At 44.4% G+C, this 26,164-nt stretch carries 31 protein-coding genes and 1 riboswitch; of the genes, 7 read left to right on the top strand and 24 right to left on the bottom strand.

The window, feature by feature from the left end; translation table 11 throughout:
- Positions 1–18 precede the first annotated feature (18 nt).
- The 3 genes from CF394_RS07635 to CF394_RS07625 are packed head-to-tail and all read right to left on the bottom strand — an operon-like array spanning position 19 to position 1,885.
- The gene (locus CF394_RS07635) at positions 19–522 is read right to left on the bottom strand and encodes an LURP-one-related/scramblase family protein (RefSeq protein WP_094942728.1); all 504 of its coding nucleotides are present in this window, start codon (positions 520–522) and stop codon (positions 19–21) included.
- Between the two features lie 59 nt (positions 523–581).
- Positions 582–1,016, bottom strand: coding sequence for a MarR family winged helix-turn-helix transcriptional regulator (locus CF394_RS07630; RefSeq protein ID WP_094942726.1), 435 nt, complete (start codon positions 1,014–1,016; stop codon positions 582–584).
- Positions 1,017–1,018: 2 nt separating this feature from the next.
- On the bottom strand, positions 1,019–1,885 hold the full coding sequence (locus tag CF394_RS07625) for an aminoglycoside phosphotransferase family protein (protein WP_094942725.1): 867 nt from the start codon (positions 1,883–1,885) through the stop codon (positions 1,019–1,021).
- Between the two features lie 66 nt (positions 1,886–1,951).
- Between CF394_RS07625 and CF394_RS07620 the strand changes: the two genes are divergently transcribed.
- Positions 1,952–2,407, top strand: a complete 456-nt coding sequence (locus CF394_RS07620; RefSeq protein WP_094942723.1) for a hypothetical protein — start codon at positions 1,952–1,954, stop codon at positions 2,405–2,407.
- 180 nt (positions 2,408–2,587) lie between these two features.
- Here CF394_RS07620 and CF394_RS07615 read toward each other — a convergent pair whose 3' ends face one another.
- The 5 genes from CF394_RS07615 to CF394_RS07595 all read right to left on the bottom strand — a co-directional run bounded on the left by CF394_RS07615 (position 2,588) and on the right by CF394_RS07595 (position 4,772).
- Positions 2,588–3,073, bottom strand: a complete 486-nt coding sequence (locus CF394_RS07615) for a hypothetical protein (RefSeq protein WP_094942722.1) — start codon at positions 3,071–3,073, stop codon at positions 2,588–2,590.
- A complete protein-coding gene (locus CF394_RS07610) occupies positions 3,070–3,279 on the bottom strand; it encodes a helix-turn-helix transcriptional regulator (RefSeq protein WP_094942720.1) in 210 nt (69 codons plus the stop codon). Before CF394_RS07610 ends, CF394_RS07615 begins: the two co-directional genes overlap by 4 nt.
- Before the next feature lie 117 nt (positions 3,280–3,396).
- Positions 3,397–3,729 carry a chaperone CsaA gene (gene csaA / locus CF394_RS07605; protein ID WP_094942719.1) on the bottom strand — a complete coding sequence of 111 codons (333 nt, stop codon included), beginning with the start codon at positions 3,727–3,729 and terminating at the stop codon, positions 3,397–3,399.
- Positions 3,730–3,741: 12 nt separating this feature from the next.
- Positions 3,742–4,068 carry a branched-chain amino acid transporter permease gene (locus tag CF394_RS07600; protein ID WP_094942717.1) on the bottom strand — a complete coding sequence of 109 codons (327 nt, stop codon included), beginning with the start codon at positions 4,066–4,068 and terminating at the stop codon, positions 3,742–3,744.
- The gene (locus CF394_RS07595) at positions 4,065–4,772 is read right to left on the bottom strand and encodes an AzlC family ABC transporter permease (RefSeq protein ID WP_094942716.1); all 708 of its coding nucleotides are present in this window, start codon (positions 4,770–4,772) and stop codon (positions 4,065–4,067) included. Before CF394_RS07595 ends, CF394_RS07600 begins: the two co-directional genes overlap by 4 nt.
- A 190-nt stretch (positions 4,773–4,962) precedes the next feature.
- Here CF394_RS07595 and guaC point away from each other — a divergent pair, with 190 nt between their 5' ends.
- On the top strand, positions 4,963–5,946 hold the full coding sequence (gene guaC / locus CF394_RS07590; RefSeq protein ID WP_094942715.1) for a GMP reductase: 984 nt from the start codon (positions 4,963–4,965) through the stop codon (positions 5,944–5,946).
- Between the two features lie 75 nt (positions 5,947–6,021).
- Here guaC and CF394_RS07585 read toward each other — a convergent pair whose 3' ends face one another.
- From CF394_RS07585 to CF394_RS07565, 5 genes are all read right to left on the bottom strand, one after another.
- A complete protein-coding gene (locus CF394_RS07585) occupies positions 6,022–6,693 on the bottom strand; it encodes a response regulator transcription factor (protein ID WP_094942713.1) in 672 nt (223 codons plus the stop codon).
- A 10-nt stretch (positions 6,694–6,703) separates the two neighbouring features.
- The gene (locus tag CF394_RS07580; RefSeq protein WP_094942712.1) at positions 6,704–8,065 is read right to left on the bottom strand and encodes a sensor histidine kinase; all 1,362 of its coding nucleotides are present in this window, start codon (positions 8,063–8,065) and stop codon (positions 6,704–6,706) included.
- 56 nt (positions 8,066–8,121) lie between these two features.
- Positions 8,122–8,724, bottom strand: a complete 603-nt coding sequence (locus CF394_RS07575) for a YdhK family protein (protein WP_094942710.1) — start codon at positions 8,722–8,724, stop codon at positions 8,122–8,124.
- Between the two features lie 73 nt (positions 8,725–8,797).
- Entirely contained in the window at positions 8,798–10,168 is a 1,371-nt protein-coding gene (locus CF394_RS07570; RefSeq protein ID WP_165767499.1) for a UDP-N-acetylmuramoyl-L-alanyl-D-glutamate--2,6-diaminopimelate ligase, read from the bottom strand.
- A gap of 16 nt (positions 10,169–10,184) precedes the next feature.
- The gene (locus CF394_RS07565) at positions 10,185–10,754 is read right to left on the bottom strand and encodes a TVP38/TMEM64 family protein (protein WP_165767498.1); all 570 of its coding nucleotides are present in this window, start codon (positions 10,752–10,754) and stop codon (positions 10,185–10,187) included.
- A 187-nt stretch (positions 10,755–10,941) separates the two neighbouring features.
- Here CF394_RS07565 and CF394_RS07560 point away from each other — a divergent pair, with 187 nt between their 5' ends.
- Together CF394_RS07560 and CF394_RS07555 are read left to right on the top strand one after the other, a co-directional pair.
- Positions 10,942–11,565 (top strand): NAD(P)/FAD-dependent oxidoreductase, encoded by a 624-nt coding sequence (locus CF394_RS07560; protein ID WP_094942706.1) that lies wholly within the window; start codon positions 10,942–10,944, stop codon positions 11,563–11,565.
- A 108-nt stretch (positions 11,566–11,673) separates the two neighbouring features.
- Positions 11,674–12,072, top strand: coding sequence for a cytidine deaminase (locus tag CF394_RS07555; RefSeq protein WP_094942704.1), 399 nt, complete (start codon positions 11,674–11,676; stop codon positions 12,070–12,072).
- A gap of 67 nt (positions 12,073–12,139) precedes the next feature.
- Here CF394_RS07555 and thiW read toward each other — a convergent pair whose 3' ends face one another.
- The 5 genes from thiW to tenA are packed head-to-tail and all read right to left on the bottom strand — an operon-like array spanning position 12,140 to position 15,505.
- Complete coding sequence (thiW, locus tag CF394_RS07550) at positions 12,140–12,640, bottom strand: energy coupling factor transporter S component ThiW (RefSeq protein ID WP_094942703.1); 501 nt, start codon at positions 12,638–12,640, stop codon at positions 12,140–12,142.
- The gene (gene thiE / locus CF394_RS07545; RefSeq protein ID WP_094942701.1) at positions 12,631–13,272 is read right to left on the bottom strand and encodes a thiamine phosphate synthase; all 642 of its coding nucleotides are present in this window, start codon (positions 13,270–13,272) and stop codon (positions 12,631–12,633) included. The genes thiW and thiE overlap by 10 nt, the downstream gene beginning before the upstream one ends.
- Complete coding sequence (gene thiD / locus CF394_RS07540) at positions 13,229–14,092, bottom strand: bifunctional hydroxymethylpyrimidine kinase/phosphomethylpyrimidine kinase (RefSeq protein WP_094942700.1); 864 nt, start codon at positions 14,090–14,092, stop codon at positions 13,229–13,231. The genes thiE and thiD overlap by 44 nt, the downstream gene beginning before the upstream one ends.
- Positions 14,089–14,829 (bottom strand): hydroxyethylthiazole kinase, encoded by a 741-nt coding sequence (thiM, locus tag CF394_RS07535; protein ID WP_165767497.1) that lies wholly within the window; start codon positions 14,827–14,829, stop codon positions 14,089–14,091. Before thiM ends, thiD begins: the two co-directional genes overlap by 4 nt.
- Entirely contained in the window at positions 14,819–15,505 is a 687-nt protein-coding gene (gene tenA / locus CF394_RS07530) for a thiaminase II (protein ID WP_094942697.1), read from the bottom strand. Before tenA ends, thiM begins: the two co-directional genes overlap by 11 nt.
- Before the next feature lie 80 nt (positions 15,506–15,585).
- Positions 15,586–15,687, bottom strand: a riboswitch (TPP riboswitch).
- Positions 15,688–16,043: 356 nt separating this feature from the next.
- On the opposite strand from tenA, the gene CF394_RS07525 reads away from it, so the two are divergent.
- Positions 16,044–16,814, top strand: a complete 771-nt coding sequence (locus tag CF394_RS07525) for a PHP domain-containing protein (RefSeq protein ID WP_133079812.1) — start codon at positions 16,044–16,046, stop codon at positions 16,812–16,814.
- 27 nt (positions 16,815–16,841) lie between these two features.
- Here the strand turns inward: CF394_RS07525 and CF394_RS07520 are convergent, their stop codons facing one another.
- The 3 genes from CF394_RS07520 to CF394_RS07510 all read right to left on the bottom strand — a co-directional run bounded on the left by CF394_RS07520 (position 16,842) and on the right by CF394_RS07510 (position 19,018).
- Complete coding sequence (locus tag CF394_RS07520; RefSeq protein WP_094942694.1) at positions 16,842–17,867, bottom strand: anti-sigma factor; 1,026 nt, start codon at positions 17,865–17,867, stop codon at positions 16,842–16,844.
- Positions 17,848–18,387 (bottom strand): sigma-70 family RNA polymerase sigma factor, encoded by a 540-nt coding sequence (locus tag CF394_RS07515; RefSeq protein ID WP_094942692.1) that lies wholly within the window; start codon positions 18,385–18,387, stop codon positions 17,848–17,850. The genes CF394_RS07520 and CF394_RS07515 overlap by 20 nt, the downstream gene beginning before the upstream one ends.
- A 109-nt stretch (positions 18,388–18,496) precedes the next feature.
- On the bottom strand, positions 18,497–19,018 hold the full coding sequence (locus tag CF394_RS07510; RefSeq protein ID WP_165767496.1) for an NUDIX hydrolase: 522 nt from the start codon (positions 19,016–19,018) through the stop codon (positions 18,497–18,499).
- A 410-nt stretch (positions 19,019–19,428) separates the two neighbouring features.
- On the opposite strand from CF394_RS07510, the gene CF394_RS07500 reads away from it, so the two are divergent.
- Positions 19,429–20,034 carry a DUF6036 family nucleotidyltransferase gene (locus tag CF394_RS07500; protein ID WP_094942688.1) on the top strand — a complete coding sequence of 202 codons (606 nt, stop codon included), beginning with the start codon at positions 19,429–19,431 and terminating at the stop codon, positions 20,032–20,034.
- Between the two features lie 98 nt (positions 20,035–20,132).
- Here CF394_RS07500 and CF394_RS07495 read toward each other — a convergent pair whose 3' ends face one another.
- Together CF394_RS07495 and CF394_RS07490 are read right to left on the bottom strand one after the other, a co-directional pair.
- Positions 20,133–21,086: a DUF2705 family protein gene (locus tag CF394_RS07495; protein WP_094942686.1), complete on the bottom strand. Its 954-nt coding sequence runs from the start codon at positions 21,084–21,086 to the stop codon at positions 20,133–20,135.
- The gene (locus tag CF394_RS07490; protein WP_094942844.1) at positions 21,079–21,984 is read right to left on the bottom strand and encodes an ABC transporter ATP-binding protein; all 906 of its coding nucleotides are present in this window, start codon (positions 21,982–21,984) and stop codon (positions 21,079–21,081) included. Before CF394_RS07490 ends, CF394_RS07495 begins: the two co-directional genes overlap by 8 nt.
- A 241-nt stretch (positions 21,985–22,225) precedes the next feature.
- On the opposite strand from CF394_RS07490, the gene CF394_RS07485 reads away from it, so the two are divergent.
- Positions 22,226–24,691 (top strand): sensor domain-containing protein, encoded by a 2,466-nt coding sequence (locus CF394_RS07485; RefSeq protein ID WP_094942685.1) that lies wholly within the window; start codon positions 22,226–22,228, stop codon positions 24,689–24,691.
- An 8-nt stretch (positions 24,692–24,699) separates the two neighbouring features.
- Here CF394_RS07485 and CF394_RS07480 read toward each other — a convergent pair whose 3' ends face one another.
- Positions 24,700–25,647 carry a sensor domain-containing diguanylate cyclase gene (locus CF394_RS07480; RefSeq protein ID WP_094942683.1) on the bottom strand — a complete coding sequence of 316 codons (948 nt, stop codon included), beginning with the start codon at positions 25,645–25,647 and terminating at the stop codon, positions 24,700–24,702.
- Between the last annotated feature and the right edge of the window lie 517 nt (positions 25,648–26,164).

Raw genomic sequence — 26,164 nt, 5'->3', positions numbered from 1 at the left:
TGGCCAGCTGCCTCTTTATTAAATACTCGCATTGATTGCAGATGATGAGGCTGCCTCATCCGCTTTGACACAGTCAATGGCGACGACAAGTCCGATCATGATTTCTTCCAAATTTTCTTGATAGACTGTGATTTGGTAGCTATCTCCCCATGTGAACCATTCCTTCGATACACTTCCAATCACTTCCCCATGCTGGAGCACGTCGAAGTCCATATCCCACCAGTTCCCCTGCACTTCAATTCCCGCTGCATCGATAGTGTACTTCGCTTTAAAGAATGAAAACTCTTTTTTAATAGTAAGCACTTGTTTCCCGTTAACATCAACGAAAAATTGCGGCAAGAAACTAAAGGTCTTCTTTGTGATCAATGCGACCTCATTACGACGTGTGTCGTAGATGCTGAATGTCTTAGGAATTTTCATAAAGCTACCTTCTACATAATAGGCATCTTGTTGCTGCTCGTCTTTTACTGTAAATTGTCCGTTTAAACTGAACACCTTTTGTTTCATATAGAGTTGTCTCATGTTTTACCCCTCCCGATTATTTTGCTACTACTTTTTACGGATGAGGTGGGTGAAAAGATTCAAGAGTTCCGAAGTACCCCAAGCAGTTTTTCGTTGATAGCCAAGTACTGCGCAACTTCCTCATCTGTCAGTGAGCTAAACAACTCGATATGTTGCTTGCGACCTAACTCTTTTGCTTCCCGCAAAACTGTCTTTCCTTTCTCAGTAATTGCAAGCAGTGTTTGGCGTCGATCTCCTTCTACTGCCTGGCGCACAGCTAGATCCAATTTGACCAACTTGTTGCCGATATTGGTCATGGCCCCACCTGTAAAATTGAGCGTTTGTGCAAGTTTCATAGAGTTTTGCGGCCCCTTTTTTTCAAGCTCACTTAGCACAAGAATGGGCGAAATGCCTAATGGATGAGGGAATTCTTTATTCCAGCGCAAGATAGCTTCATTGGTAACGGCTTCTGCTGTATGAATCAATTCAAATAAATCGTTTGTTCGGCGAGTCATGTTCATCTCTCCTCTGATTGTAAAAAATCCTGCAATAATTGAAGGTTCTGATTTAGAAATGCTCTATTCTTTTCAATTCCTCGTCGCTCGCACCATCCGATACTATTAAATGCATCTGTAAATCTGTAAAACGGCAAAACGGCATCCAGTTCGATTAACGGACGCACGCTACGGTACCCATCTTGATAGGCTGCAAAGAGCGCAGGATCTTGCTGCAAATAGTCTCGGTAGAGTTTTGTGAAATCCATTTCTGTAGCGCCGAAGCGGACACTTTCAAAATCGATACTTCCTGATACGCTATCGCCGTCGACTATAATGTTAGCGGGCCGAAAATCCATATGGAGAAAACTAGGTCCATCTGCTTTAGGCAACTCTTGTTTCATACGCTCGTAAGTTTCGATGGACTGTTCGAGCTGCTGCTGACTGATCTGATTTTTCGTATCTTCCGCAAAACTATAGAACATGCGGTCTACAAAAGCACGCCAGTCCGGATATTCATTATCGATTCCTTGTATTCCATTTGGGCGAATCGAATGTAACTCTGCATGGTGTATTCCTACATTATAAGCCAGTCGGGTCGAGTTTGAGCTGCTGAGAGGGCTGCCTTTCAAAGCTGAAAGTAGAAATGCTCCTGGCACCTCATCATCACCTTCCCACACGTCGAGTAATTTCGGGATGGCCACTTGCCCATCTAACAGCTGATACGCTGCTAGTTCACGTGTGAACTTCAATTTACTGTATGGAATTTTAATATAGGTGACTCGACCATCTTCTAACGTAGACTTGTAAACTGTCGAGCTGAAAGACTCTGGAACGTCTTCTAGCTTCGATATGTTCAAGTTGAACTGATTTTCAATCTGCTTAATCATAATTTACCCTCCTTTTATTGTAACTTTCTCCCAATACCTCCGTCTTCTCTTTAAGGGAGGATTTTTATGAAAAAACAACTTGTTCTCTTTTTAAGCGTATTTCTACTATGTACTCTAATTTACATCAATCCGTTTCAACCGGCGCCGTTCGCTCCAGACATCGTGACAGCAAGTGGCCAGAAAGCGGAGGTCATTGAGGGCTCCTATTGTTGGAGTTCTTTCATCGGTATAAAGTGTGTTGATAAAGTGTACACGAGTGGATACGATATGGCTAGTTCTGCCAAAGTCAAAAAAGTGGCTCCCGGAGAAGTCATTGAAATCCACTATCCGCGGCAGCCAGGCACAACTGCGGAACTGATCGAGTGGCTAAACGAAAACCAATCCACTGAAGCTCCACTTACAAAAAATGAGTTTACTGCACCTAAAAATCCTGGCATTTATTATTATTCCGTACGAGCTGAGTGGAGACGAGGCGATGGTGAACACGCATTTCGCATAGAGGTCGTTTCCGAATCAAAATAATACGCCCTTACCCCGGATGCAGGTATACTTTTAGCAAACGGGAGGGATTGCTATGGCCACACGCTGGATATAAGGAAGCCATTCGAAAAAAGGCCGCTTCACTAAAAGAACAACTAGCGTCTGGGGCGTTGCATCTGGACAACGAAACAACCTCCTACTCAGAGTGAGCAGGAGGTGTTGTTAGCGTGCTAATAATACTTTATAGGAAGTGTAATATACGATGAGTCCCACAATTGGAATGGACGCCGTAATCATAAACGGATACCACATGTAATCAAGGAAATATTGCGGGATATACATATAAGACCCTAGCGCGAAGAAAGAATAGAGCAAAATGGCTCCAAAAGCATATTTTACTGCACGTCCTGTAATATCTCGTGCTCGTTCATCGGATACATCATATTCCGGAAGGATGTAATCTTCTAAGCGGATCGTCTTACTTTTTCGTACCTTCCATAATTGAATCACATTCACAATCAACAGAGTAAATGTGACCAGCAAAAAGAGTTGACCATAGATTGGTGGTCCAAGAGTCACGTCAAAACCTTCTTCATATCCTCTTACCATTAATAGAGCGCTCTGCTCTGCTGTCACATAATAGGTCACCATCACTGCTAAAGATGCGTATAACATGACTCTTAAAAGTGTCGTCAGTGTCACTTTCATTTGGTCTCCTCCTTCTTAAAAATACTTTCAATCGGCTCTTCAAATATTTCTGCAATATTCATGGCGAGCAACAAGGATGGGGTGTAACTCCCTTTTTCCAAAGACACAATCGTCTGTCGTGTTACACCAATCCGTTCTGCCAGATCCCCTTGTGTCATTTGGTGCTTCGCTCGCAACTCTTTGACACGATTTGTAATCACTTGCATCCCTACCCTCTATCGAATGTAAAGTTAACTATACATAAATAGTAAAACAAACTTTACATTATGTAAAGTCTATTTTACAAAACAAAAAATCTCTCAAGGATTGAGAGATTTTTTAAGTCACAATATTTTTGTACCATTTGGCACGAGTTGATCTGGTTGCAGCAAGACAACGTCGCCCTCCTCCGGAACTCCTCCGAGTACCAGAACCTCCGATTTAAAACCTGCGATACGCCGTGTCGGGAAGTTCACAACAGCAGTAACCTGTCTGCCAATCAATCGCTCTGCAGTGTATCGTTTCGTAATTTGTGCAGAAGAGTGTTTGATACCAAGCTCTTCTCCGAAATCAATATGTAGTTTAATCGCTGGAATGCGCGCCTCCGGGAACTCTTCAGCAGCTACTACTGTCCCGATTCGAATATCGAGTGCTGTAAAATCTTCATATTCTGCCACTTGCTCCACTCCTTAAAAGACAAATTGGACGAGTACCATATAGAACAACGTTCCTCCGGCTATGGTAAGCAACATATTCCGCTTCCAGACATGTAGCGCAACGACGACTCCAATCCCAAGAAGTTCAGGGAGTCCATAAAGGCCACTTGTCCATTCCACATCCTTCACACTATAAATCACCAAAAGACCTAGAACAGCTGGTGGTAGCAATCTGCCTAAAAACAACACATAACCTGGTGTTGGCTTATCTGCCGGGAAAATCCAAAACGCTAAAAACCGGGTAAGCATCGTTCCGAGAACCACAACGGCGATAGTGATAATCTGCTGTGTCAGTGTCATAAAGGCTTCACTTCCCTTCGCTCAAGCGGCTTACGGAAGGCAATCAAAATAACTAAGATTCCAATCATGGCTGGAATGACAAATTGATTCGCTCCAAATACCATTAAAGATAAGACGGATACAACTAAACCAATCAAAGCACTAGTATGGCGTTTCTCTTGAAGCCAGTTCTCCAAAAAAATCACGACAAACAGCGCCGTCATCACAAACAGCAAGCCTTCGGTATTAAATGTGATGAATTGTCCCAGCAACGCTCCTAGAGTGGACCCGCCCACCCAATACATATGGTTGTAGAGGGTTACAAAGAACATGAACCACCCTTTATCAATCGAGGGGTCAGGTTTCGCCGTATAATTGATAGAAAACGATTCATCGCACATCCCAAAGATTAAATAGAACTTCTTCTTGCCGACAGAGTGATACTTGTCGAGCATCGAAAGTCCGTAGAACAGATGACGTGCATTCACCATAATCGCTAGTAAGAACGCCTGAAATGGAGCGAATGCCATAAGTAGCAGATTAGCCGTAATGAATTCGATGGACCCTGCAAAAATAAAAAAGCTCATCAAGATCGGAAAGATCGGATGAAAACCAAGTGAGGTCATATAAATCCCGTAAGCAGCTCCTAAAAACGTAAAGCCAGCTAGAATCGGGATGGTTGCTGGAAAGGCGGCTCGTGCTGCCAGTCTCACAGGTGTTGCCATATCACAACAGCCTCCTTCTCTATACATCAGTTTTACCATACTTCCTTACTCAAAGTAACTTTATTTTCTGATTTTCACAGAAATGCTTCACTTCCGCTTTGACTTTCCATAAAAGTTCCTGTAAATTACTCTATGGACGAACATTAAATTAAATTTTATATATAATATTCGCTTTTAGGGGATGAAACTAATGGAAAACGTATTTGATTATGAAGATATTCAGCTAGTACCAAATAAATGTATCGTAGAAAGTCGCTCGGAGTGTGACACATCCATTCAATTTGGAAAACACACATTCCGCTTACCTGTCGTTCCAGCCAACATGCAGACCATTATCGACGAAAAGATTGCTGTATATTTAGCGGAGAATGGCTACTTCTATATCATGCACCGCTTCCAACCAGAGTCTCGCAAGAGTTTTATTGAAATGATGCAGCAAAAAGGGTTGATCACCTCCATAAGCGTAGGGGTGAAACCAGAAGAGTATTCGTTCATCGAAGAGTTGAAAGAGCAAAGTTTAGTTCCAGACTATATTACGATTGATATCGCACACGGACACTCGAATGCAGTCATTCGTATGATTCAACATATCAAACAACATATTCCGGAAACCTTCGTTATTGCAGGGAATGTAGGTACTCCTGAAGCTGTTCGTGAACTTGAAAACGCAGGAGCAGACGCAACAAAAGTCGGTATCGGACCAGGGAAAGTATGTATTACCAAAATCAAGACTGGATTTGGGACAGGTGGCTGGCAACTAGCCGCTCTTCGTTTATGTGGGAAAGCAGCAACCAAGCCAATTATTGCAGACGGCGGCATCCGAACTCACGGAGACATAGCCAAATCCGTTCGTTTTGGTGCTTCCATGGTGATGATCGGTTCGTTGTTCGCAGGTCATGAGGAATCTCCAGGTGAAGTGAAAGAAGTCGATGGCAAAGTCGTGAAAGAATATTTTGGTTCTGCTTCTGAGTTCCAAAAAGGTGAACGCAAGAACGTGGAGGGCAAGAAAATGTTTGTGGAGCATAAAGGCAAGCTTCAAGACACGTTAACCGAAATGGAACAAGATCTACAGTCTTCCATCTCTTATGCAGGCGGCGACTCATTAGACGCCCTGCGTCATGTGGATTATGTTATCGTCAAAAATTCGATCTTTAATGGAGATAAAGTGTTTTAAGAAATGAATGAAACCCCTGGGGTTGCATCTGAATCGAGTAAACTTGATTCAAAGACAATCCTTGGGGTTCTTTAGTTACTTCCAACGATAGCCGATTCCCCAGACTGTAACGAGGAACTGAGCGATTGGAAAGTCTGCTTTTTTCAATTTATCTCGGAGATTTCGAATATGGGAATCCACTGTTCGTGGATCTGTGTAAGAATCGTATCCCCACCCAATAGCAAGCAATTGTTCACGACTATACGTCCTCTTCGGATGTTTCATCATTGCTTCTACTAGCTTGTATTCCTTCATCGTTAAATGGACCTGACCGGCATCCCATACAAGCGCATACCCTTCTGGATCCAACCGGTATCCATCCGTCGTGACACCAACAGGGGCCGGTTCGGGAACCCTACGCAACAAGGCCTGGACTCGAGCTACTAGCTCCTCTTCATCAAAAGGCTTCGTGACATAATCGTCCGCGCCAAGGGTCAATCCCTTGACGACCTCTTCCTTTCCTTCTCTTGCTGTCAGCATCAAAACCGGAACTGTAGACAGTTTTCGGATCTCTGTACATACTTCAAACCCGTCCATTCCTGGCATCATGATATCTAAAATTACCAAATGAATCTCCTGTGTCCGAATGACATGGAGGGCTTCTTTCCCATCTAGGACCTTTACACACTTAAATCCTTGAGGTTTCAAGAACAATTCGACGAGGTCCACCATTCGCCTTTCGTCATCTACAATTAGAATCTTCTTCATCTCGTCCCTCCTACAACCGAATGATAAAGGTCGTCCCTTTGCCTACTTCACTCTTTACCTCAATCGTTCCATTATGTGCTTCTACCAATTCCTTCACGATAGCTAGCCCAAGGCCTGAACCGCCATGCGATCGAGAACGCGACTTCTCAATTCGGTACAACCGGTCAAAGATGGCTTCCAGTTGTGAGCTATCCATCCCAGGTCCTTGATCTTTCACCTCAATGCGCACTTTAGAGCCTTCTGCTATTGCTGAAATGTGGGTTTCAACACCTTCTCCGGCATAGCGGCGCGCATTGTCCAACAGATTGACTAAAATCTGCTCCAAACGCAACGGGTCCGCTTGCACAATCAGATGAGGTTCACAAGTAAACGTTAACCGGCTGCCCTGTTGTTCAAAAGATGGAGATAGGCGCTGCCATAACCCTTGAATGAACGGTTGCAGCTCAATAGCTTCTTTAGTCACTTGAAAACTAGGGTCATCAAGTTTTGCAAGAGCAAACAGATCCTCCACTAGTGTTGTCAGTCGCGTGGTCTCTTCCTGAATGATCTGCAAGTACTCCTGCTTTTCTTCTAAAGTTAGTTCTGATCGCATGGCGACTTGTGAATATCCTGCTAGGTATGTCAAAGGTGTTCGCAGTTCATGTGAAATGGAAGACAAGAACTCAGTTCGAGTCTTTTGAAGATGTTGCAAATCTCTCGCTAGTTTTTGAATAGAAGCTGCTAGTTCTCCGAGCTCGTCTTTACCTTCTGTAGGGAGCACTACATCAAAGTCACCTTCACTCAACTTCTCGGTTGCCACTTTCATTCGGTTTAAAGGGTGTGTTAGAAAACGAGTGACCAGAAGATATACGATTCCAAGTACAAGGAGACTGCCCAGACCCGCTAACAGAAAATGAAAATTAAGAGTGGCCATCAAATTTTGAATAGCAGTCGTGCTTTGCAGCAACAGAATGGCTCCTCGTTCTCCTTCACTTGTCTCGAATGGATGCACACTGATCAGATATGGCTCGTCTTTCCATTCTTTTTGTACGACTGTATCTGCTGTGTATGTGTCTAAGTCCCATCTCTCAGTAAGTGCTTGCCAGTCAACAGCTGTTTGTTCGGTATGACCAATCACGTTTTGCCGTGAGTCAAAAATGGCCACACCTCGGTCACTTCTAGATTCCATCAGTAAAATATGGTGAACGGTCTCCTGCGAGAAATTGTCTTCTAGTACTTGGCGGTGGTTGGCCCCTGTAGCCAGCTGCCTAGTATACTCTTCTTCTAAACGAGCATGGCCAATGCTTGGGTGCAGATACATCATCAACAAGCCTTCAAGAAGAAGAATAGTCACTAGAAAGGCAACTGCTAGTTTTATTGAAAGTTTACTCATATACTTCCCCCTACTTGCAAAAAAGAGCCTCTCGCTACGGAGAGACTCTCAAGATGTTAGTTCACAGGTGATAGTTCACTTTCTGTGACCCATTTGTGATTGGTCACGTCATCGCCTGTCTCTTTGTCAGTATAGTTTACCATATAGACCGTTGTTTCTTCAGCGGAATCGATAGTTGCAGTGGCCCCGTCCATGCCTTCCATATGGTCTGCATCGAGTGTCACTTCAGCTCCTACTTCAAGAGGTGCTTCACCTGCATCTTCAAGCTCTTCATGGATGACCCATTTGTGGTCTTCCACAGGATCTCCACCAGTAGTCGGCGTATAGCTCACTGTGTAAACAGTAGTATCAAAGGCTCCGACAATCTCTGCCTCTACGCCTTCCATACCTTCCATGTGAGCATTAGTTATGAGTGCTGTATCACCGACTGCAAAAGTAGGATCGCTTGCTTCTTGCAGACCCTCTGGAATGGAACCATCTGTTGAGTGGTTCATTGAGCCATGCCCCATGTCCCCATGGTCCATTTCTCCTTGATCCATGTTTTCATGTTCTTCCATTTGAGAATCGTCCATCATCATATCGTCGTTTGCATCTCCACAAGCCGCAAGCAACAATGTTGCCGCCAATGTCAAAGTAGCAAATTTACTTGATTTTTTCATAGTGAGTTGCCTCCTTCATAGGTGTCTAGTTGTAGCATACCCAGTAAATATGAAAAATCTGTGCAGAACCTTGTTATAGTTTTATTTTTTCTTGCTTCTGATACCACTCTACCGTTTCTCTATCTGATTGACAGGGCGCTTCATAATCGTCTTTGTAAGGTTCATTTCCTTTTCCTGTGATTACGATCCAGTCACCAGATACCGCTTGCTCAAGAGCAAACCCTATTGCTTCGGTTCGATTTTGAATTCGTTTACCCGTAAACTCTAATTTATCTAATTGGCTCTCCATCTCAAGTTGGGATACACCATTCCGGTCATCCGACGTTAAGATAGACAAATCGCTTCCCTTTAATGAAGCTTCAATCATCGCTTGGCGCTTGCTGGCATCTCGATTTCCTCTAAAGCCAAATACATGCAAAATCCGGCCCTTCGCTAAATTGCGTAAACTAGACAAAACCTGATTAAAGGCATCTGCAGTATGCGCATAATCAATGACTACATGAATGTCATTTGGTACTTCAATTACCTCAAAGCGACCAGGAACTCCTTGAAATGAATGAAGCGCTTGCTGAATTCCTTCTTTTGAACAACCCATTTGAATGGCAATCGTTGCTGCTAGTTCTGCATTGATTCGGTTATGGAACGGAAGATGCTGACTCTGCAAGCTATCTTCCAAGTTTCGTTTATCGACTTCCAGTACACGAATTCCACGAGTTTTAAGTTGGCCCGAAAGACGACTTCCCCAAACATCCTCTTTCCAAATAACTGCTGTTCCCTCTGTTTTTAGTTGATTGAACAGACGGGATTTCACTTCAAAATAGTCTTCCATTGTACCGTGATAGTCTAAATGATCTTGATCCAGATTTGTGAAAACGGCAAAATCGAACTCAATGCCTTCGATGCGAAGCTGATCGATACCATGTGAAGACACTTCCATGATGACAACATCGTCTTCGCTTTCATGCAACAGTCGCTGAAACTGCAAGCTGTCCGGCGTGGTATTCGGTGAAGGCAATGTCTTCCCATTTATCACATAGTGGACCGTACCAAAGAGAGCACAGCGTTTCCCTGCTTTTTCTAACATTTCCCGCAACAAGAAAGATGTAGTCGTCTTCCCGTTAGTCCCCGTGATACCAATGACTACTTTTCTTGATGAAGGATGGTTATAAAACCGTTTTGCTGCAAGTGCAACTGCTTTTCGAGTATCGGCTACACGTATGTAAGGGATTTCTACAAGGGTACACTCCTGTGTCCCTACAACTGCTACGGCTCCAGCGGCCACCGCTTGGTCGATATAATCATGTCCGTTTGATGTATGACCGGTCAAAGCAAAAAAGACGTCTCCTGGTTGGACTCGTCTAGAATTGGTCTCGACTCCTCGAATTTGGATAGAGGGATAGGAATTTTGTATAGAAAACGCGTCAAGCAATTCATGTAAATACATCAATTCGACTCCTTCATTAGCTAGTGTGGCGCGATAATTTCCATTTCTTCTGAAGTACATGCGCCATTCCTAAAAGCACGCACGTATATATGATTAAGACGATAAGCGTCTCTCCTGTATACAGATTGATCTGATTCCCTGCCACCGTATAGATGACGATGAGTGGGAGTTTTCCAAGTGCTGTTGCTGTCAAAAAAACGAGTGACGAGACGGGTGTGATGGCACTGACTAGATTGACAGCAATCGATGGGACAATTGGAATCAACCTTGCAATCAAGACAATCTGAAATCCGTTCGTCTGCATCCGTTCAAATAAATGCCTTGCGGTACGGTGTTTCATCATATACGTTCCTGCCCGTTCTGGAAACAGATACCGGATCAGCAAGAAGAATGTGAAGGTGCTCAGCAAGGAACCGAATATAGTAAGTGCTAGAGCAGTACCAATCGGTAAGCTGTATCCCACCACTCCATATAGAACAGGCAGCGGTATAAATGGAAACATGGATGCTACAAATACGGCAAAAAAAGCTACAAATCCTGATAGTTGTGTCGATTGTTCGATGAGTTCTTTTACTGTCTCTATCATAAATTTGTGAAATTCCTCTCGTTCTATGTCTACCATCAGTATAAAATATCAAAATACTATGCAAAAAGTGTGAAGTGTATCAATTAATAAAAATGAATCGTATGACTCAGACTTTACATACCCCTGCCTCGTATCATACCATAGATGATAGATAACTAGAGATTTGTATAGATAGGATGAGAATAGAATGACCGAAGAAACGCAAAAACTAGCCGTCAATGGAGGAATTAGCTTTGGCTCCAAATTGAATGCGCGCCAACTAGCCACTTTGGCTTCTTACATGGCTGAAGACGATGAATTGGAGCTGACTACGTTCCAGCAGCTCTACGTAGACATTCCACATCACCAAGTGGAAGAAGCGACTGAAGCGTTCCATGCAGTCGGCTTGTCTGTATATCCAGTAGGAAATTTTGTGAAAAGTCTACGTACCTGCAACTTTTGCAAAGGATCCGAGCAAGAAGGGATGCCTGTAGCGAAGGAAATCAACGAACGGATTGCAGGACGCCCTGTCCCGTTCACTGTTAGAGCCGCATATACTGGATGCGCTGTCGGATGTGGCGAATCCCGCGCAAATGACATTGGTGTGATGAAGATGAAAGATACGTATACGCTGTATGCTGGAGGAAAAGCAAAAGGCATTGATGCGCAGCTAGGAGAAATCGTGTTAGAAGGTGCCACACCGGACCAGCTTTACCAAGCCATTGATCGTTTGATTGACTTATATGCGGCCGAAGGGAAAAAGCGTGAACCGTTGGCCAAGTTTGTAGGCCGCTATGGAATGGATGAAGTGCGAGCTCTTGTCGCGCCATAACTTGGTTGCATCCGCTTCCAAAACGGTGTATGATAGTATTCCTGCCCATTTTCAGAAAAATCGACAGGGGACTTGAAAAAGTTCATTTTTCGTGAGAGGGATGATTGGATGAACAAAGAGCAACTCGTTAGCCAAGCACGCGAGATCAAACAACGCGCTTATGCACCGTATTCAAAGTTTCCTGTTGGCGCTGCGCTATTAATGAAAGATGGTCGTGTGTTCACAGGCGTGAACGTAGAGAACGTTTCTTTTGGAGCAACCAACTGTGCAGAGCGAACAGCTATCTTTACAGCCATCACTGAAGGCTACCATAAAGGAGATTTTGCTGAGATCGCTGTTAACGGAAACACGGAAGATTTCTTGCCGCCTTGCAGCATCTGCCGACAGGTTATGGCGGAGTTCTTCGAACCAGATATGCCAGTGCACTTGACTAATGATAAGAACGAGATTCGCACGTTGGCTCTAAAGGAACTATTGCCAATGGCGTTTACGGATTTAGATATGTAAGAACAGAAAAGACCGCTTTGCGATAATCGCGAAACGGTCTTTTTTAGTTTTAATAGGATAACTCTTATTAAGATCTACTCAAATTACTAGGTTCCAGCACCTTAGCTCGTTGCATTAAACGAACTAAAAGCATACCTAACAGAGCGCCTGTAGCACTAGATACCATGAAGCCTGGCATAAAGAACAACGCACCGACCTTAGTTCCCATAAATAAGGCTGCGTATGGGACCGCCACTAAAGAGGCGATTACACCTGTACCGATAAATTCTCCTGTTGCGGCCATTCTCGTACGTTTGCTATAACGATAGAAAAGACCTGCTAATAAGGCTCCTATCACACTTCCTGGGATGGCCAACAAGGAGCCTGTTCCTGTAAAGATTCGAATAGTTGCTGTCAGAAGCGCCACAATCCCAGCGCCAAGGGGACCGAATAGAACAGCTGCCACTACATTAATAGCATGTTGAACAGGAAAGGCTTTAGCGACCCCTAAAGGAATCGAGACAAACAAAGAGCCTAGTACACCTATGGCGCTCAGCATGGCCATCTGAACCAATCTTCTTAACTCCATCTGGACACTTCCTTCCGCACTAAGTGGTGAATGGTTTGCTGACGGTTCACAGAGCGGCTAATTGCCGAGATCACCGCTACACCTCGCGCCCCCGATTCCCATACCACTTGCACGTTTTCTTCTGTAATGCCCCCGATACCTACAATAGGAATTTGCGGATACGTTTTAGAGACTTCACGAATGATACGGACTCCAGCTGGAGGCCGCGCATCTGCTTTAGATGACGTAACAAATACGGGACCAATCCCCAGATAATCCGCACCTTCTTCAATAGCTAGCTTGGCTTGCTCGAGGGAATGTACAGAAACTCCTAATAAGCGGTCAGGACCTATCTGCTCACGTGCGAGCCGCACCGATCCGTCTTCTTGTCCAATGTGCAACCCGTCCGCATTCACTGCTAAGCACAGCGCCACGTCGTCATTTACAATAAACGGTACACCGAAATTAGAACATAGAGTTTTGCAGTTACTAGCCAGTTGCAATAAGTGAGTACCGGTTAACGCGTTGGCTCCCTTCTCTCGTAACTGAAAGTGGGTAATTCCTAATGCTAAGGCTTCAGCAAGGACTCCTTCTACAGATTCGGTCTCGCTATCGGCTGTGCCCATAATGAAATACAGACTCTGTTCTTTCATTTACACCAGCCTCCTTTCTTTCTTCAAATAGGCGGTAAGCCGCATGATGCGTTGGGCCATGGCCTGAACCAATGTGAAGCGGATAGGCGAGTGCAGCTTGAATAAATTGTTTGGCTGTCCCACATGCTCGTTCCATAGAGTTGCCCTTGGCGAGTTCCGCTGCTATCGCTGCACTAAAAGTACAACCCGTGCCATGCGTCTGAGTGGTATCGAGTCTCGGTGTGGACAACCTAAACTCTTTCCCCGTTTGATCTAGATAAAGGTCGGTTGCAGTCGGCCCTTTCCGGTGACCACCTTTTAAAAGGACAGCGTAAACTCCCGTCTCTAGCAAGCTTTCCATAGCGCGTCTAGCACTGCTATCATCCGTAATCGGGATACCCGTCAATAGTTCCATCTCAGGCGTATTGGGTGTAACAAGAACAGAGTGAGGAAGAAGGAGCTGTTTGAGCGTATCAATCGCTTGTTGCTCTAATAACGAGTGACCTCCTTTTGCCACCATAACGGGATCTACGACAAGATTAGGCCAACTGTAAGTCATTACCGCCTCTACTACTCGTTCAATGGTAAACGGATCCGCAAGCATCCCTGTTTTCACTGCGGCCAGTTGAAAATCTGAACCGATAGAGTCGAGCTGAGCCGATAACAGTTCTGGTTCTACAACCCCGACTCGCTGAACACCTAATGTGTTCTGGGCCGTCACCGCAGTCAACACGGACAAACCGAAGACACCCCGTTCTTGAAACGTCTTCAGATCTGCCTGGATCCCAGCACCTCCTCCACTATCAGAACCCGCAATTGTTAGTACTTGTGGAACCGTCATAATGTATAAACCTCCTCATCTATAAGGGCCTCTAATAGGGCATTCGAAAATCCACCTATTCCACTTTGCACAGCTCGTTCACCTGCTCGTCCATATCTAAACATCCCATCTTGTATTGTCTCGAGACTTGTGTCTTTTGTCAGCCATGCTGCAAGTAAGCTACTGAGGAGGCATCCTGTACCGACTACTCGTGTCATGTCAGGGTGACCCGTGAGGTTGGTTAAGACCGTCTTGCCGTCTGAGATGTAATCGACCGCACCAGAGATGACTACTGTAGTCGCGTACTTAGAAGCAAGTGCTTTGGCTAAAGTGGCACCATCTACTTCCCCTGTACCAGCATCCACACCTCTTCCTTTCCACTCCACCCCTAATAGAGCAGCTGCTTCACCTGCATTGCACCGGATGAGCGTAGGACGCGCTCTAGCGATAACAGCATTCGCTGCCTCTAAACGATACGCAGTCGCTCCCGCTCCCACTGGATCTAAGACCCGTGGGATTCCCTTTTTCACTGCCGCTTCTCCAGCAAGCTTCATACTGCGTACCGTCCGCTCGGACACTGTTCCCAGATTCAAACTGAGCGCATCTGCTAACTGAACTAAATCTTCGACCTCACGCTCTTCATCTCCCATAATAGGCGATGCTCCAATGGCTACTAATCCGTTAGCTACAAAGTTAGCCACGACATAATTGGTGATGCAGTGAACAATTGGTGTTGTTGGCTGCTTGTTATTGCTCATAGCTCGGCACCTCATTTCGGACATTCCAAGTCTCCTGAGTCCACGCTTGTTGCCAGAAGTGCCACTCATAGTAGACACTGCGCTTGAAATGTTGTTTCAATTCTTCGAGTCGTTTTTCGGACACTTCCGATGCGAGCTCGTCCATCCGATTTTTCTGTTCTTCAACAAGTGCGGCAAACCATTCCGAACCGTAAGTTGCAATCCAGCGCTGGTAAATCGGATTGTCTGGAGTCGCATGCTGAAGCTGGACACCGATTTCATAATACAACCAATAACACGGCAATAATGCCGCAAGAACATCTGCGACATCTCCTTGAGCCGCTCGGTACATATGGGACACGTAAGCATAGGCAGATGGTGACGGTTCAAAGGCTTCCCAATCTGAATCAGTCACTCCAAGTAGCTGCATAAACGATTCGTGTAGACTGAGTTCTGCTGCACAAGTCTGCTCCGCATGATGGGCAAATGAACGCGTCATGGCGAGGTCTGTCGCTTTCACAGCCCCCAGTGCCTGCACTTTGGCAAAATGCGTTAGATAATAGGCATCTTGCATGACATAAAAGCGAAATACGTCCTCCGGCAACGTCCCTTCAGCTAACCCCGTAACAAAGGGATGATCAAAACTACTCTCCCAGACATCTTTACATTCTTCTCGTACTTCTTTACAAAAACTCATCGTCTCCCCGTCCTTTCTGACAACAAAAAAACGCCACTCTCCCAAAGGAAAGCAGCGTGAAGCCGTCACAATAAACTACCAGAACGGTCGCGCCACTTCCCTCCGCTGGTATGATCCAGATCAGGTTCAAAGGGTCCGGACTTCTGTCCGTCTCAGCCTCTTCGGCTCCCCTAGTGGATGTGCATGTAGTTGTCGCGATTACTATAGCACATTCTATTTTTGTATGCAAAGTATGTCTTTAAGACGGGCGGTACACAGACTCCGGAAGGGAGATGACATTGTCACCTAATGTCGGTCCCTTTCGAGTTGTTTGACCTGCCAAAAGTGACCACATATGCGATGATGAAACAACAAGTGATGGTATGCTGCCTCGACTGCTTTGGGAGAAGAGTGACGAGATGCTAGAGACTGTGAAAACGAAGTAGAAACAACAAAGCCCATTTGCATCCATATGCAAATGGGCTTTAGTCTTTACAAAAAATTATCATGGCGTTCATTCTCTCGTAACAACGACTGCGTATACTACGAGGTAGAAAGGATGTGCATCGTGATGAACTTTGACTTCCATACGCACGGAAAACTAACCAAATATGATGAGTTTTCAATCCGCCACTTTCGAGCCCTTGTAAAAGCAGCTAAAGAATCCGGTCTTGATGGATTCGCGCTCACGGAACATTTCAACACACGCCATTTCTTTGATGTATTTGGTACACTCGATGAATTTTATCCCTATGAGAACGGCTATTATCTAGTCGATGGACTGCGCGTCTTTCCCGGAATGGAAGTGCACACTCGGGAACTGGAGCACATTCTGATGATCGGCAGCCGTGTTGGCATTCGCGCACTTCGCATGCAGCTCCAGCCCTATACACATAAACTTAATTACATTCCGATTGAGAAGTTACTCGAACTGACGGTATCGCAGGACGTTCTTTTGATCGCCGGCCATCCAGTCATTCAGCAACGAGACTTGTTTACTCTTGAACCACATATCTTAGAGCGTTTGGATGCCATTGAAATGAACGGCCAAGATCTTCGCCCACGCTCTATTGAAGAGAATGCCAGTGAAGTAGAACAGCTAGGTATAGAACTAAACAAAATTGTGCTAGGCGGTAGTGGAGCTTTCCACCGCAACCACTTTGGTAAAGTTTTCACGAAATTCGACACTTCATTTTCGACAGTTAGTGAACTACGAGCTTTGCTTGACCAAGGTGCTTACACCGTCAAAGTGATGGCATCCTCTGAAAAAACGTTTTTGCAACAACAACTCACCGCTGAGCTAGGTGCTTGGAGTGAGCCTTACCTATAAAAAGACTCTGCCGCAATTGGCAGAGTCTTATTTGTTTTCCCATTTCCAGAGTTCCACTTCACCGAGCTGGGCACTTTCAATTCCTTCTTCATCCTGTAGCTTCAGAAGTTCTTTAGAAGGTCCTGTCACAACAGCTCCGTAGACGATGAAACCATTCTCTTTGATATAGTTATAGCGGTTAGGTAGATCTTGTAAACCTAAGTTAGACTCTTGATACTCCGTGCTTTCTTGCAAAATCTTCTCCATGTTTTCTAGCATTGCGTTTTGTGATTCTTCTAATGTATCTTTATTAATAGCGAAAATGAGCCCACTTCCCATGAAGTCTTCTTCCATAGTGTACGCACCTGTCAATCCAAGTGGCTGTCCGAATAAAGGAGAAGTCCCGTCAGCTCCGTAGCTGAAAGCATTTTGTTGAATAGCGGAATTTTTCTCATACTCCCCCATATGCAATGCCATCCAAGTGATATTCAAGTCATAGTCGGCTAATTTCTCTATCAGTTCTTCAGGCGACATAAAAGCATCTAAAGAAAATGCAAGTTCGGCTACAGTTCCTTCGGGAAGACGCTCTAATGTATCCCATGAATCAGTAACCGTATCTTGATTGAGTGGTTCCTGAGTTTCAGGATGTTTTGGATAATAAAATTGAAATTCAAAATCAGCGTAATTTCGGTTCCCTTCTATTTCTACTAATCGAGACCCTTTAAGAGGCCAAATCGGTTTCGTCACCTCAGCTTCGCCCACCTTCACATTATGCAATCCCACCTTTTTGTATAGAGGATATGTGGACTTAGCTATGCCAACCAAGTTGACGTCCCAAGACGAAATGGGCATAGTGGATCTCACATTGGGATACATCCATTCAATAGCGAGCTCGTTGTAAAAATGCACTTTCTTCAAATTTTTGGATGTATTGGCATAGGCATCTAGAACACTCGCATAAACCGCATAAAGAATCAGTGCTACAATCAAAATCCGCACAATCCGAAACGTCAGCGTGAATCGCGACTTGCGGAGAATTCGTTTCTCTACATCTTTATTCCACTTCGTGTTCATAGGGGTTCCATCCTTTCCGTTCCGCTAGCTGCTGGTACCGTGTGCGTGCTCTGTGCAAAGTAACTTTCACTTGATCAAGAGAGACTTGCATGGCTTCGGCAATTTCCTCGTATGTAAACTGTTCATATTCTCGTAAGTAGAGAATGGTCCGGTACTGCTCCGGTAGAAAGGCTAATAGTGCTGAGACTTCTTCAGCCTGTTCTAACTGGAGCACCTGTGCTTCCGGTTGCCCTTCAGGACTCAGCATCTCTTGCTGACGCCAGATGGCTCCGAGCCAACTGTCTTGCCGCTTTTTGCGTTTGCGCCACTCGTCTAAGTAGACGTTCCTCGCCACTTTAAACAACCATGCTCGCGCTTCTTCCCCTTCGTATGTATGAAGCGAAATCGTCGCTCGCGCGAAGGTCTCTTGCGTCAGGTCCTCAGCCAAAGGAGGAGATCCGGACAGCTTGAGCAGATACAAATAAAGTGGTTTGGCATAATGGCGGTAAAGTTCTTCTAAACTGCCTCGTGATGGTTCCATCTGCTCCTCCTTTGTTTCTCTACTTGTACTACGAATGGATGGAAGTTGTGTTACACCTTATTTTTCACAAAAGAAAAAAGATCCCCGAACTTTCTCGAGGACCTGTAGGTTAGTTCTTTTCAAAGAATGTATCTAGAACATTTTTATACAGTTCATAGCGAGTCAGCATGTTCTTCGTCAGAACACCCTCCTCTGCTAACTCAAAGAACTGCTCTTTCGTGACGAGCTGTGCATCGATGACTTCCCCGACCTGATAGGACAAGTCGCTTACGTCAATCATTTGAGGCAACTGCGTCGCATAGACATCAATTAATGAATCATTGCGAATAATTTCTCCAAGTAAGACGAGCTCATCTGGGTTTATAAATAAACCTAGTTCCTCTTCCACTTCTCTTACCGCTCCGATCCGGCTAGATTCTCCTGTAGTTATAGAACCACCCGTCGACTCCCATAGCAGCCCACTTGGCTTTGCAGGGTCTCGTTGTGACAAAAGCAGACGGCCATCTGGTAAAAACGTCCACACATCAATGACAATATGATAGTCTCCCTCTGCAAGAGGTGGCACACTGCCTCGCACATGCGTCCGTCCTGTCTTCTCACGCTTCTCATTGTATACATCCCATAGTTCCATCTGGTTGTCCTCCATCCGCTCTTTCATAGAAGTCTTACTATAGGCGAAAGAAGTTCGGATGTCTACTAATGGCACTAATAGAGCATTTTAAATGGTGTTTCGTATATTAAGACGAAATCAGAGCAATAACTAGACTGTACACATACAATACATTAAGATAAATTTAACACCAATCGGATTTATATCGGTACTTTAAACTATTCATTACTAATAGAAAGGAGCTTCATTATGCGCATTCTAACATTTGATAAAATCCAGGAAGTTACTGAAAGATCTAACTCTACTGTGACAGAAGTTGTAAATTTATATAATTCTAAGCCTCAAAATAGAAAGCGATTAGCAATCAAGGGTGGCACTAGAAGACCACGTTGCAAAGATGAAGAAAAAGTTCTCTCGAGGTTCACACTCAAATGAATGAATTTGATTTCGACCAAATAAATAAAAAGCTATTATCATTAGAATCTATTAAACATCAAAAGCGAGAAATGATGCTTAAAGCGAGTGCAATTCTAACAGAACTTGTCGAATCTGAAAAAGTAGATGCAAAGCCTATTGTGGTTGGTGGCTTGTCAGTTGAAATTTATACAATGAGTGACTATACAACCCGAGATATTGATTTTGTTACAACTTCTAGTCTCCTATTTGCGGAGAGGTTGCTAAAAGTAGGTTTCAAAAAAGAAGGCCGAATTTACTACATGGACGAATTAGATTTAGCAGTAGATGTAGTAGCCAACTTTCTAGAAGGAGATTATGAACGAGTACAAAAGATCCCAATAGATATAGATGGTACTAACAGCTTTGTTTTTCTAATATCTGTTGAAGATATCATCTTGGATAGGTTGGATGCTTTTGAGAATGAAGATACACGTTATTGGGGTTTGGAACTCTTAACAAGATGGTACGACGAAGTGGACCTCAATTATCTACGTGAACAAGTAAGTAAGAAGTTCTTCAAAACACAAGATATTTTTAACGAATGGTTATCGATTATAAAAGAGCAAAGAGAGAAGTCTTAAATCACTGAGTGATTCTTGACATCTCTCTTTTTCTTTTTTTCACTTACTTAGGTTAAATTCACTTTTTTATTTATCTAACTGAAGGGGCTCAAAGCCTACTATGCGATATCCCGCTTCGTAAACGACCAGAAGGCCGCGACGATGAATACGACGAAATACGCTACAAGTACCGTAATAGAAAACGCGAGCGTCATCCCTTCAATAAGAGGTGTTCCTCCGTTAAAGTACTGGCCGAGGTTCAAGTTCGCAAACAAGATGAACTTTGCCCAAGTGTATTTGGATAAGAACAAGACGAGACCATTTCCAGCCATCAACAAGAAGATGGAAAGGCCAATAGCCATGGCACTGCTTCGGAACAATACGGAAATCATGAACGCAAGTGTCGCCATGACAACGAGTGCTACCAAGTTCAGTCCGTATTCTTGCAATGTTGCAGCCCATGCATTGGCAATCTCATAGCCACCCATTGGTTTCGTCAACAGGATGTCTCCAGACAAACCGTTCACACCAAAGATAACAGCCCCCACTAGGAAGGAGAACACAAGTAACACGATCATCAATATTCCTGCGAACAAGAATACAGAAACATATTTGGCAAACAAAATCTTCGAGCGTTCAATCGGACGAATCAACAGCAGTTTAATCGTACCCCACTTGAACTCGTTCGCAACTATACTAGATGCCACGATGATTGTGAAAATCGTGATTAATAATAAAAGCATATAGCTTTCATAAGTAAACGTCAGTGCATCATAGGCAATCGGCTTTTGGTCCTCTTCTAAATAGAACGTGTTCTTTGCCAGCTGCTCTTGCCCTAGGTAAAAGCCCATGTCCTCTTCATTGCTTTCAGCAAGAATTTTCTCGTTCTCTGCAACGAGCTCTTCTCTCCAGTTGTCGCTATAGACAGTTTCTTGCTCGTCAGTCCCGAAGAACTGGGTCATGACACCATTGATAATGACTAGCACCAAGATGAATCCAATCATTACCCATGACGATTTGCGGTTAAACAGTTTCACTTGCTCGTTCCAGACGAGATTTAAGAAGTTAGCCAATGACATTCTCTCCAATCAGGTCAAAGAATTTATCTTCCAGAGTGGCTCGTTGATGATGCAGGCCATATACAGCCACACCTTTCACAGCGAGCGCTTTGATAATTGCTGGCAGTGCCTCCCGCGTCGTTGAGAACGTCAACAGGTTTCCGTCTACTACGACGTCCCCTAGAATGTGGCTCTTCACAATCTGCAACGCCCCGTTCACTGGCTCTGCTTCCAATTGGACAATCAATGCCTCATCTTCCGTATTCGCCTTCTTCACCTGTTCAATGGCAATTAGCTTGCCGTTCTTGATAATCCCGATGCGGTCACACATCAGCTCGATCTCACTCAACAAGTGGCTCGATACGATGACAGCCACATTCTCTTCTTCAGCCAGTTTTCGTAAGTACAGACGAATCTCGCGAATCCCCGATGGATCGAGTCCGTTCGTCGGCTCGTCCAAAATCAAGATGGACGGTTTATGTAAAAGGGCTTGTGCAATACCTAGTCGCTGGCGCATTCCAAGTGAGTAGCGGCCTGCTTTCTCGTGAATCGCTTTCTCCAAGCCCACAAGCGCGACTACTTCGCGAATGCGCTCTTCTGTGATTCCATCTATCATTCGGGCATACTGCTGCAGGTTCTTCCAGCCACTGAGAAACGGGTACATCTCTGGATTCTCAACGATGGCACCGACGTGGCGTACTGCTTGCTTGAACTCTGTGCGAATGCTCTTGCCTTCAATCAACACGTCTCCATCCGTGATTCCCATGAGTCCAACCATCATGCGGATCGTCGTCGTCTTCCCTGCTCCATTTGGTCCTAGAAAGCCGAACACTTCGCCTCTGTGGATTTGAAAGCTGATGCCTTTGATGATCTCTTTTTTGCGAATGGTCTTTTTCAAATTGACGAGTTCCATCACTGCTTGTTGATCCTTCACACTCTCACTCCTTTTATACTGTCTCTAGTACGTACGAAAAAAATGGAAAAAAGTTTCATATTCTTCTATTCTTTCGCCCTCCTAAATTGTCAGAAAAGCGTGTATTTTTTTGAAAAAGTGATGTTTATCATCAAGATATCCCTTATACTATAGTCAACTAGAAAGACAATTGAATGAGCAGACTTAGCATTATTTACATGCTTCTATAAGAAGGTGACTTATGAAGATTCACAACTCTGTCGACCACCAACTCGCTTCTCTTTATAACAAGGAAGATTTCATGCGTATTTTAGAAGACTTCCCAGAACCCGTCTGTCTCTTTGCTATGCCCGATAAGACTCTACCGGGACGATTGATTTACATAAACCAAAAAGCAACGGAGCTTCTCTGTATGACAAAAGAAGACTTGTTGTCTTATACATGGACGGAGCTTTTCGAAATCCCTTTAGATAAAGATATCGATGAGCTCAGAAAAGAAACGCGAGAACAGGCATTCAATTTAAAAGAAAGTCCTTTAAAGAAAAACTTGTCCGGCTCTGCTCTAAAAGTCGAGCCACATCCAGTTCAGTTAGCATCAGGTGAGCTGGTCATGGTAGTCACCATAATCAATATCACCGAGCACTATCAGACACAGCAAGAACTTAAAAAATCTGAACAGCAATTCGGGTCCCTTTTCACACACAATCCCGACATTGCGATTTCAATCCGTATGGACGGGCGAATCGCAGCAGTCAATAAGACCGGTCTGCAGACACTGCACTACTTGGAAGAAGAGATCTTGGACCACGACGTAAAGGAACTGATTGCTGAAGACACACTGGAGTTCCTACGCGAGCATTTCTATCAAGTTCTGCAAGGGCACCCTACTCGTTTCTCTACAAAAATTAAGACAGGTCGTGAGTCCACCATTGATGTGGATGTTACTGCCATCCCTGTTGTCGTCAATGAAGAGATCACGGGAATGATCGGGGTTGCTCATGACATCACCAACAAAGTCGCGATGGAGAACTTGTTGAAAGAAAATGAACAGCGCTATAAGGCTCTGTTTGACTACAATATCAACCCTGTTTTGACATTTGATTTACAAGGTCGCTTCCTAAAAATCAACGAGGCTGCTGTTAAGATGATTGATTTTTCACTGGAAGAACTGGTTGGCCAATCGTTCACAAAGCTCATCGACCCAGATAGACGTAAAGAATCGTTTCAAAACTTTCAAATGGTCCTAGATGGCAAGCCCCGTCAATACGAGACGACGATCATTGGCAAGGAAGGCCAGCAACATTTATTGCACGTCATGCTGATTCCCGTGTGGATTGACGGTCAGATGACGGCCATCCACTGTGTATGTAAAGATATTACGGAAAGTCGGCGCAACGAGAACTTAGCAAACTTTATGGCTTATCACGACCCGCTCACATCTCTTGGCAACCAACGCCTGTTCCAAGACGACTTGACGCGTATCATACAGGAGCCTCATAGCGCTCATGAAGTATCTGCCGTCCTCCTGATCGACCTGGATCGCTTCAAGTTCTTCAATGATTATCTAGGTCACGAAATTGGAGATCGTGTGTTATGTGAAGTGGCGGACCGTATCGTAGGGTGTGTTGGGGATGCGTCAAACGTCTACCGGTATGCAGGAGACGAATTTACAGTCCTATTGGAGAAAACTTCCGAAGCGGCCGTACATGCTATAGCAAACGGGATTGTTGAAGAAATGCAGCGTCCGTTGATTCTGGACAGCTTCGAAGCCGTCTTGACGGCAAGTATTGGAGTCGGACTCTATCCAAAAGATGCACAAGACATCAAGGGTGTTATGAAAGCATCCGACCTTGCCATGTCCCATGCCAAACGGATGGGGCGCAACAATTACCAATCTTACAACCACCATATCGCCGGACTCAGCAACAACACGTTGGAAATGGAATCTATGTTACATAAAGCCCTGCAACTTCAAGAGTTCTCGTTGCACTACCAGCCGCAATACCGGGCCCATGATGAACATCTCATCGGGTTTGAGGCTCTTCTTCGCTGGTACACCCCCCAGCTCGGGCATGTGTCTCCAGCAGATTTCATTCCGCTCGCTGAAGAAAGCGGTTTGATCGTCCCGATTGGTGAATGGGTGCTCCGAAAAGCTTGCCAGACCAACAAGAAATGGCAGCTTGAGCACCAAGTCTTTGTACCGGTGTCTGTAAACTTATCACTCCGTCAGTTCTATCAACAAGACCTGGTCCAGCGCATCACGGATATCCTTTATGAGACAGAACTTGATTCGCAGTATTTGATTCTGGAGATTACGGAGTCCATTGCGATGCAAGAAGAAGCCGCTGCACGCATCCTTCAAGAGTTGCGTGACTTAGGTGTTCGGATTGCGATGGATGATTTCGGCACAGGATACAGTTCGTTCAAGCAACTGCGATACTTCCCGATTCATCACCTGAAAATCGATCAAGGATTCATCCAAGACCTCGATTTAGATAACGGAGAGGCTATTGTCGGTGCAATGGTGGCTCTCGGCCATAACTTGGGAACGGAGATCGTTGCAGAAGGCGTCGAGACCGAGTCCCAAGCTGCCGCACTTAAACGGCTAGGCTGCGACATCCTGCAAGGGTACTACTATGCACGACCCCAACCGGAAGATGCCATCACCGAACTGTTGAAAAACCACATAGAAAAAGCCGACAAATAGGTCGGCTTTTATTTTTGAGGCACCATGAAATTGTTGCCGTCCATATCGAATGTATAGACTGTGAACGGGACCTCTGCATTTGACTTCGTCGTATACAGTGCCTGGTCCGCACAGTGAATCAGCGTCTTCTTGTCTTCTGCGTGATCAGGATACACCGCAATTCCCATGTCTACTTTGAAATCAATCACATATCCTTCGACTTCTTGCGGTTCTTCAAATTCTAGAACGATTCGCCGTGCTACGATGAGCGCATCTTCCGCATTTTCAAGACCTGGCAAGATGATCGCAAACTCATCTCCTCCAAGACGTCCCACCGTATCGACTTCCCGCACCGTCTTCTCAAGCTTCCGCGCAATCTGTACAATGACGGCGTCCCCTACTATATGGCCGTAGGTATCATTGATCCGTTTGAAATGACGGCCATCCAGAAAGATCAATCCTACCTTCTTGTGATTGCGACGAGCCAGTTGAATAGCCATCGTCAAACGGTCATCAAACAGCCTACGATTCGGAAGCTCGGACAAATAATCGTAGAACGCCATCTTCGAGAGCTTCTGCTCGATCTCTTGCTTCTCAGTCACATCTTTCACAATCGCCAACACATATTTGCAGCAGTTCTGTTTATCCGATAACGGATACATCGTTGTCTCACCTATATAGTTCACATCAGGAGCTTTAATAGGATGTAAATACTTGATGCCTTCTTTTGATCGCGACACGCTTGCATATTGATTATGCAGAAAGCGACCTTCTTCTTCGTCTTCAATGACTTCTAGAACGGTGCGTCCGATGATGGTATCATCCAGACTCACAAGCTTTTTCACAGATTGATTAATGTAGCGGTAGCGAAACTGGTCTTCATTGACTTCAACCAGAAATACCAGGTCTTCTACATAATCAAACAGACGCATAAAATTCAAATCACTTTCCAAGGCATTTGAGATAAGTTCTGCCATGACCTTCTCCTCTCTGTTCCTTCTTCTGTAATTTACTCTGTATGTAATTCATGTTATAGGTCTTGAACAAAAAAATATTGAGAACTTCGACACTTTAATCTATCCATGAAGTTGTAAATTGATTGAATATTTAGTCTAATTGAACTAAACTACTCTCTCTTGAGTCAGAAACTTATGGTGTACTGATCCTTAAGTTTAACTAATTTCTAGCCTACAAATACGAAATTACAACTTAATAAATCGAATAAAGATATTATTTTATCCCTATTAAATGTATTTTTATTGTTATTCGATAAAAATCATGCTACTATCTCTTTAATCTTAGTTAGGGAGGCAAGAGCATGGAACATTCAGTAGAACTCACGAAACCATCATCTCTTATGCACTTTATTACGTATCAGCTACGAGCCGCTATTTTTCCTCTATTCATCTTTCTCCTCCTCGTATATTAGTAGTAAGAGCTCTTTCCGATAGAATTTCCAGTTAGTCCGGACAGCTGGAAGTACTGTCGGATTCC

It is taken from the genome of Tetzosporium hominis (assembly GCF_002265435.1).
GTDB classification, from domain to species: Bacteria; Bacillota; Bacilli; order Bacillales_A; family Planococcaceae; genus Chryseomicrobium; species Chryseomicrobium hominis.
The sequence above is the reverse complement of the archived record's forward strand: the minus strand, read 5'-3'. Positions and strand labels throughout refer to the sequence as shown.

Coding starts and splice junctions, on each gene's coding strand:
- CF394_RS07635 (WP_094942728.1), bottom strand. CDS start 522: ATGAGACAACTCTATATGAAACAAAAGGTGTTCAGTTTAAACGGACAA.
- CF394_RS07630 (WP_094942726.1), bottom strand. CDS start 1,016: ATGACTCGCCGAACAAACGATTTATTTGAATTGATTCATACAGCAGAA.
- CF394_RS07625 (WP_094942725.1), bottom strand. CDS start 1,885: ATGATTAAGCAGATTGAAAATCAGTTCAACTTGAACATATCGAAGCTA.
- CF394_RS07620 (WP_094942723.1), top strand. CDS start 1,952: ATGAAAAAACAACTTGTTCTCTTTTTAAGCGTATTTCTACTATGTACT.
- CF394_RS07615 (WP_094942722.1), bottom strand. CDS start 3,073: ATGAAAGTGACACTGACGACACTTTTAAGAGTCATGTTATACGCATCT.
- CF394_RS07610 (WP_094942720.1), bottom strand. CDS start 3,279: ATGCAAGTGATTACAAATCGTGTCAAAGAGTTGCGAGCGAAGCACCAA.
- CF394_RS07600 (WP_094942717.1), bottom strand. CDS start 4,068: ATGACACTGACACAGCAGATTATCACTATCGCCGTTGTGGTTCTCGGA.
- CF394_RS07595 (WP_094942716.1), bottom strand. CDS start 4,772: ATGGCAACACCTGTGAGACTGGCAGCACGAGCCGCCTTTCCAGCAACC.
- guaC (WP_094942715.1), top strand. CDS start 4,963: ATGGAAAACGTATTTGATTATGAAGATATTCAGCTAGTACCAAATAAA.
- CF394_RS07585 (WP_094942713.1), bottom strand. CDS start 6,693: ATGAAGAAGATTCTAATTGTAGATGACGAAAGGCGAATGGTGGACCTC.
- CF394_RS07580 (WP_094942712.1), bottom strand. CDS start 8,065: ATGAGTAAACTTTCAATAAAACTAGCAGTTGCCTTTCTAGTGACTATT.
- CF394_RS07575 (WP_094942710.1), bottom strand. CDS start 8,724: ATGAAAAAATCAAGTAAATTTGCTACTTTGACATTGGCGGCAACATTG.
- CF394_RS07570 (WP_165767499.1), bottom strand. CDS start 10,168: ATGTATTTACATGAATTGCTTGACGCGTTTTCTATACAAAATTCCTAT.
- CF394_RS07565 (WP_165767498.1), bottom strand. CDS start 10,754: ATGATAGAGACAGTAAAAGAACTCATCGAACAATCGACACAACTATCA.
- CF394_RS07560 (WP_094942706.1), top strand. CDS start 10,942: ATGACCGAAGAAACGCAAAAACTAGCCGTCAATGGAGGAATTAGCTTT.
- CF394_RS07555 (WP_094942704.1), top strand. CDS start 11,674: ATGAACAAAGAGCAACTCGTTAGCCAAGCACGCGAGATCAAACAACGC.
- thiW (WP_094942703.1), bottom strand. CDS start 12,640: ATGGAGTTAAGAAGATTGGTTCAGATGGCCATGCTGAGCGCCATAGGT.
- thiE (WP_094942701.1), bottom strand. CDS start 13,272: ATGAAAGAACAGAGTCTGTATTTCATTATGGGCACAGCCGATAGCGAG.
- thiD (WP_094942700.1), bottom strand. CDS start 14,092: ATGACGGTTCCACAAGTACTAACAATTGCGGGTTCTGATAGTGGAGGA.
- thiM (WP_165767497.1), bottom strand. CDS start 14,829: ATGAGCAATAACAAGCAGCCAACAACACCAATTGTTCACTGCATCACC.
- tenA (WP_094942697.1), bottom strand. CDS start 15,505: ATGAGTTTTTGTAAAGAAGTACGAGAAGAATGTAAAGATGTCTGGGAG.
- CF394_RS07525 (WP_133079812.1), top strand. CDS start 16,044: ATGTGCATCGTGATGAACTTTGACTTCCATACGCACGGAAAACTAACC.
- CF394_RS07520 (WP_094942694.1), bottom strand. CDS start 17,867: ATGAACACGAAGTGGAATAAAGATGTAGAGAAACGAATTCTCCGCAAG.
- CF394_RS07515 (WP_094942692.1), bottom strand. CDS start 18,387: ATGGAACCATCACGAGGCAGTTTAGAAGAACTTTACCGCCATTATGCC.
- CF394_RS07510 (WP_165767496.1), bottom strand. CDS start 19,018: ATGGAACTATGGGATGTATACAATGAGAAGCGTGAGAAGACAGGACGG.
- CF394_RS07500 (WP_094942688.1), top strand. CDS start 19,429: ATGAATGAATTTGATTTCGACCAAATAAATAAAAAGCTATTATCATTA.
- CF394_RS07490 (WP_094942844.1), bottom strand. CDS start 21,984: ATGGAACTCGTCAATTTGAAAAAGACCATTCGCAAAAAAGAGATCATC.
- CF394_RS07485 (WP_094942685.1), top strand. CDS start 22,226: ATGAAGATTCACAACTCTGTCGACCACCAACTCGCTTCTCTTTATAAC.
- CF394_RS07480 (WP_094942683.1), bottom strand. CDS start 25,647: ATGGCAGAACTTATCTCAAATGCCTTGGAAAGTGATTTGAATTTTATG.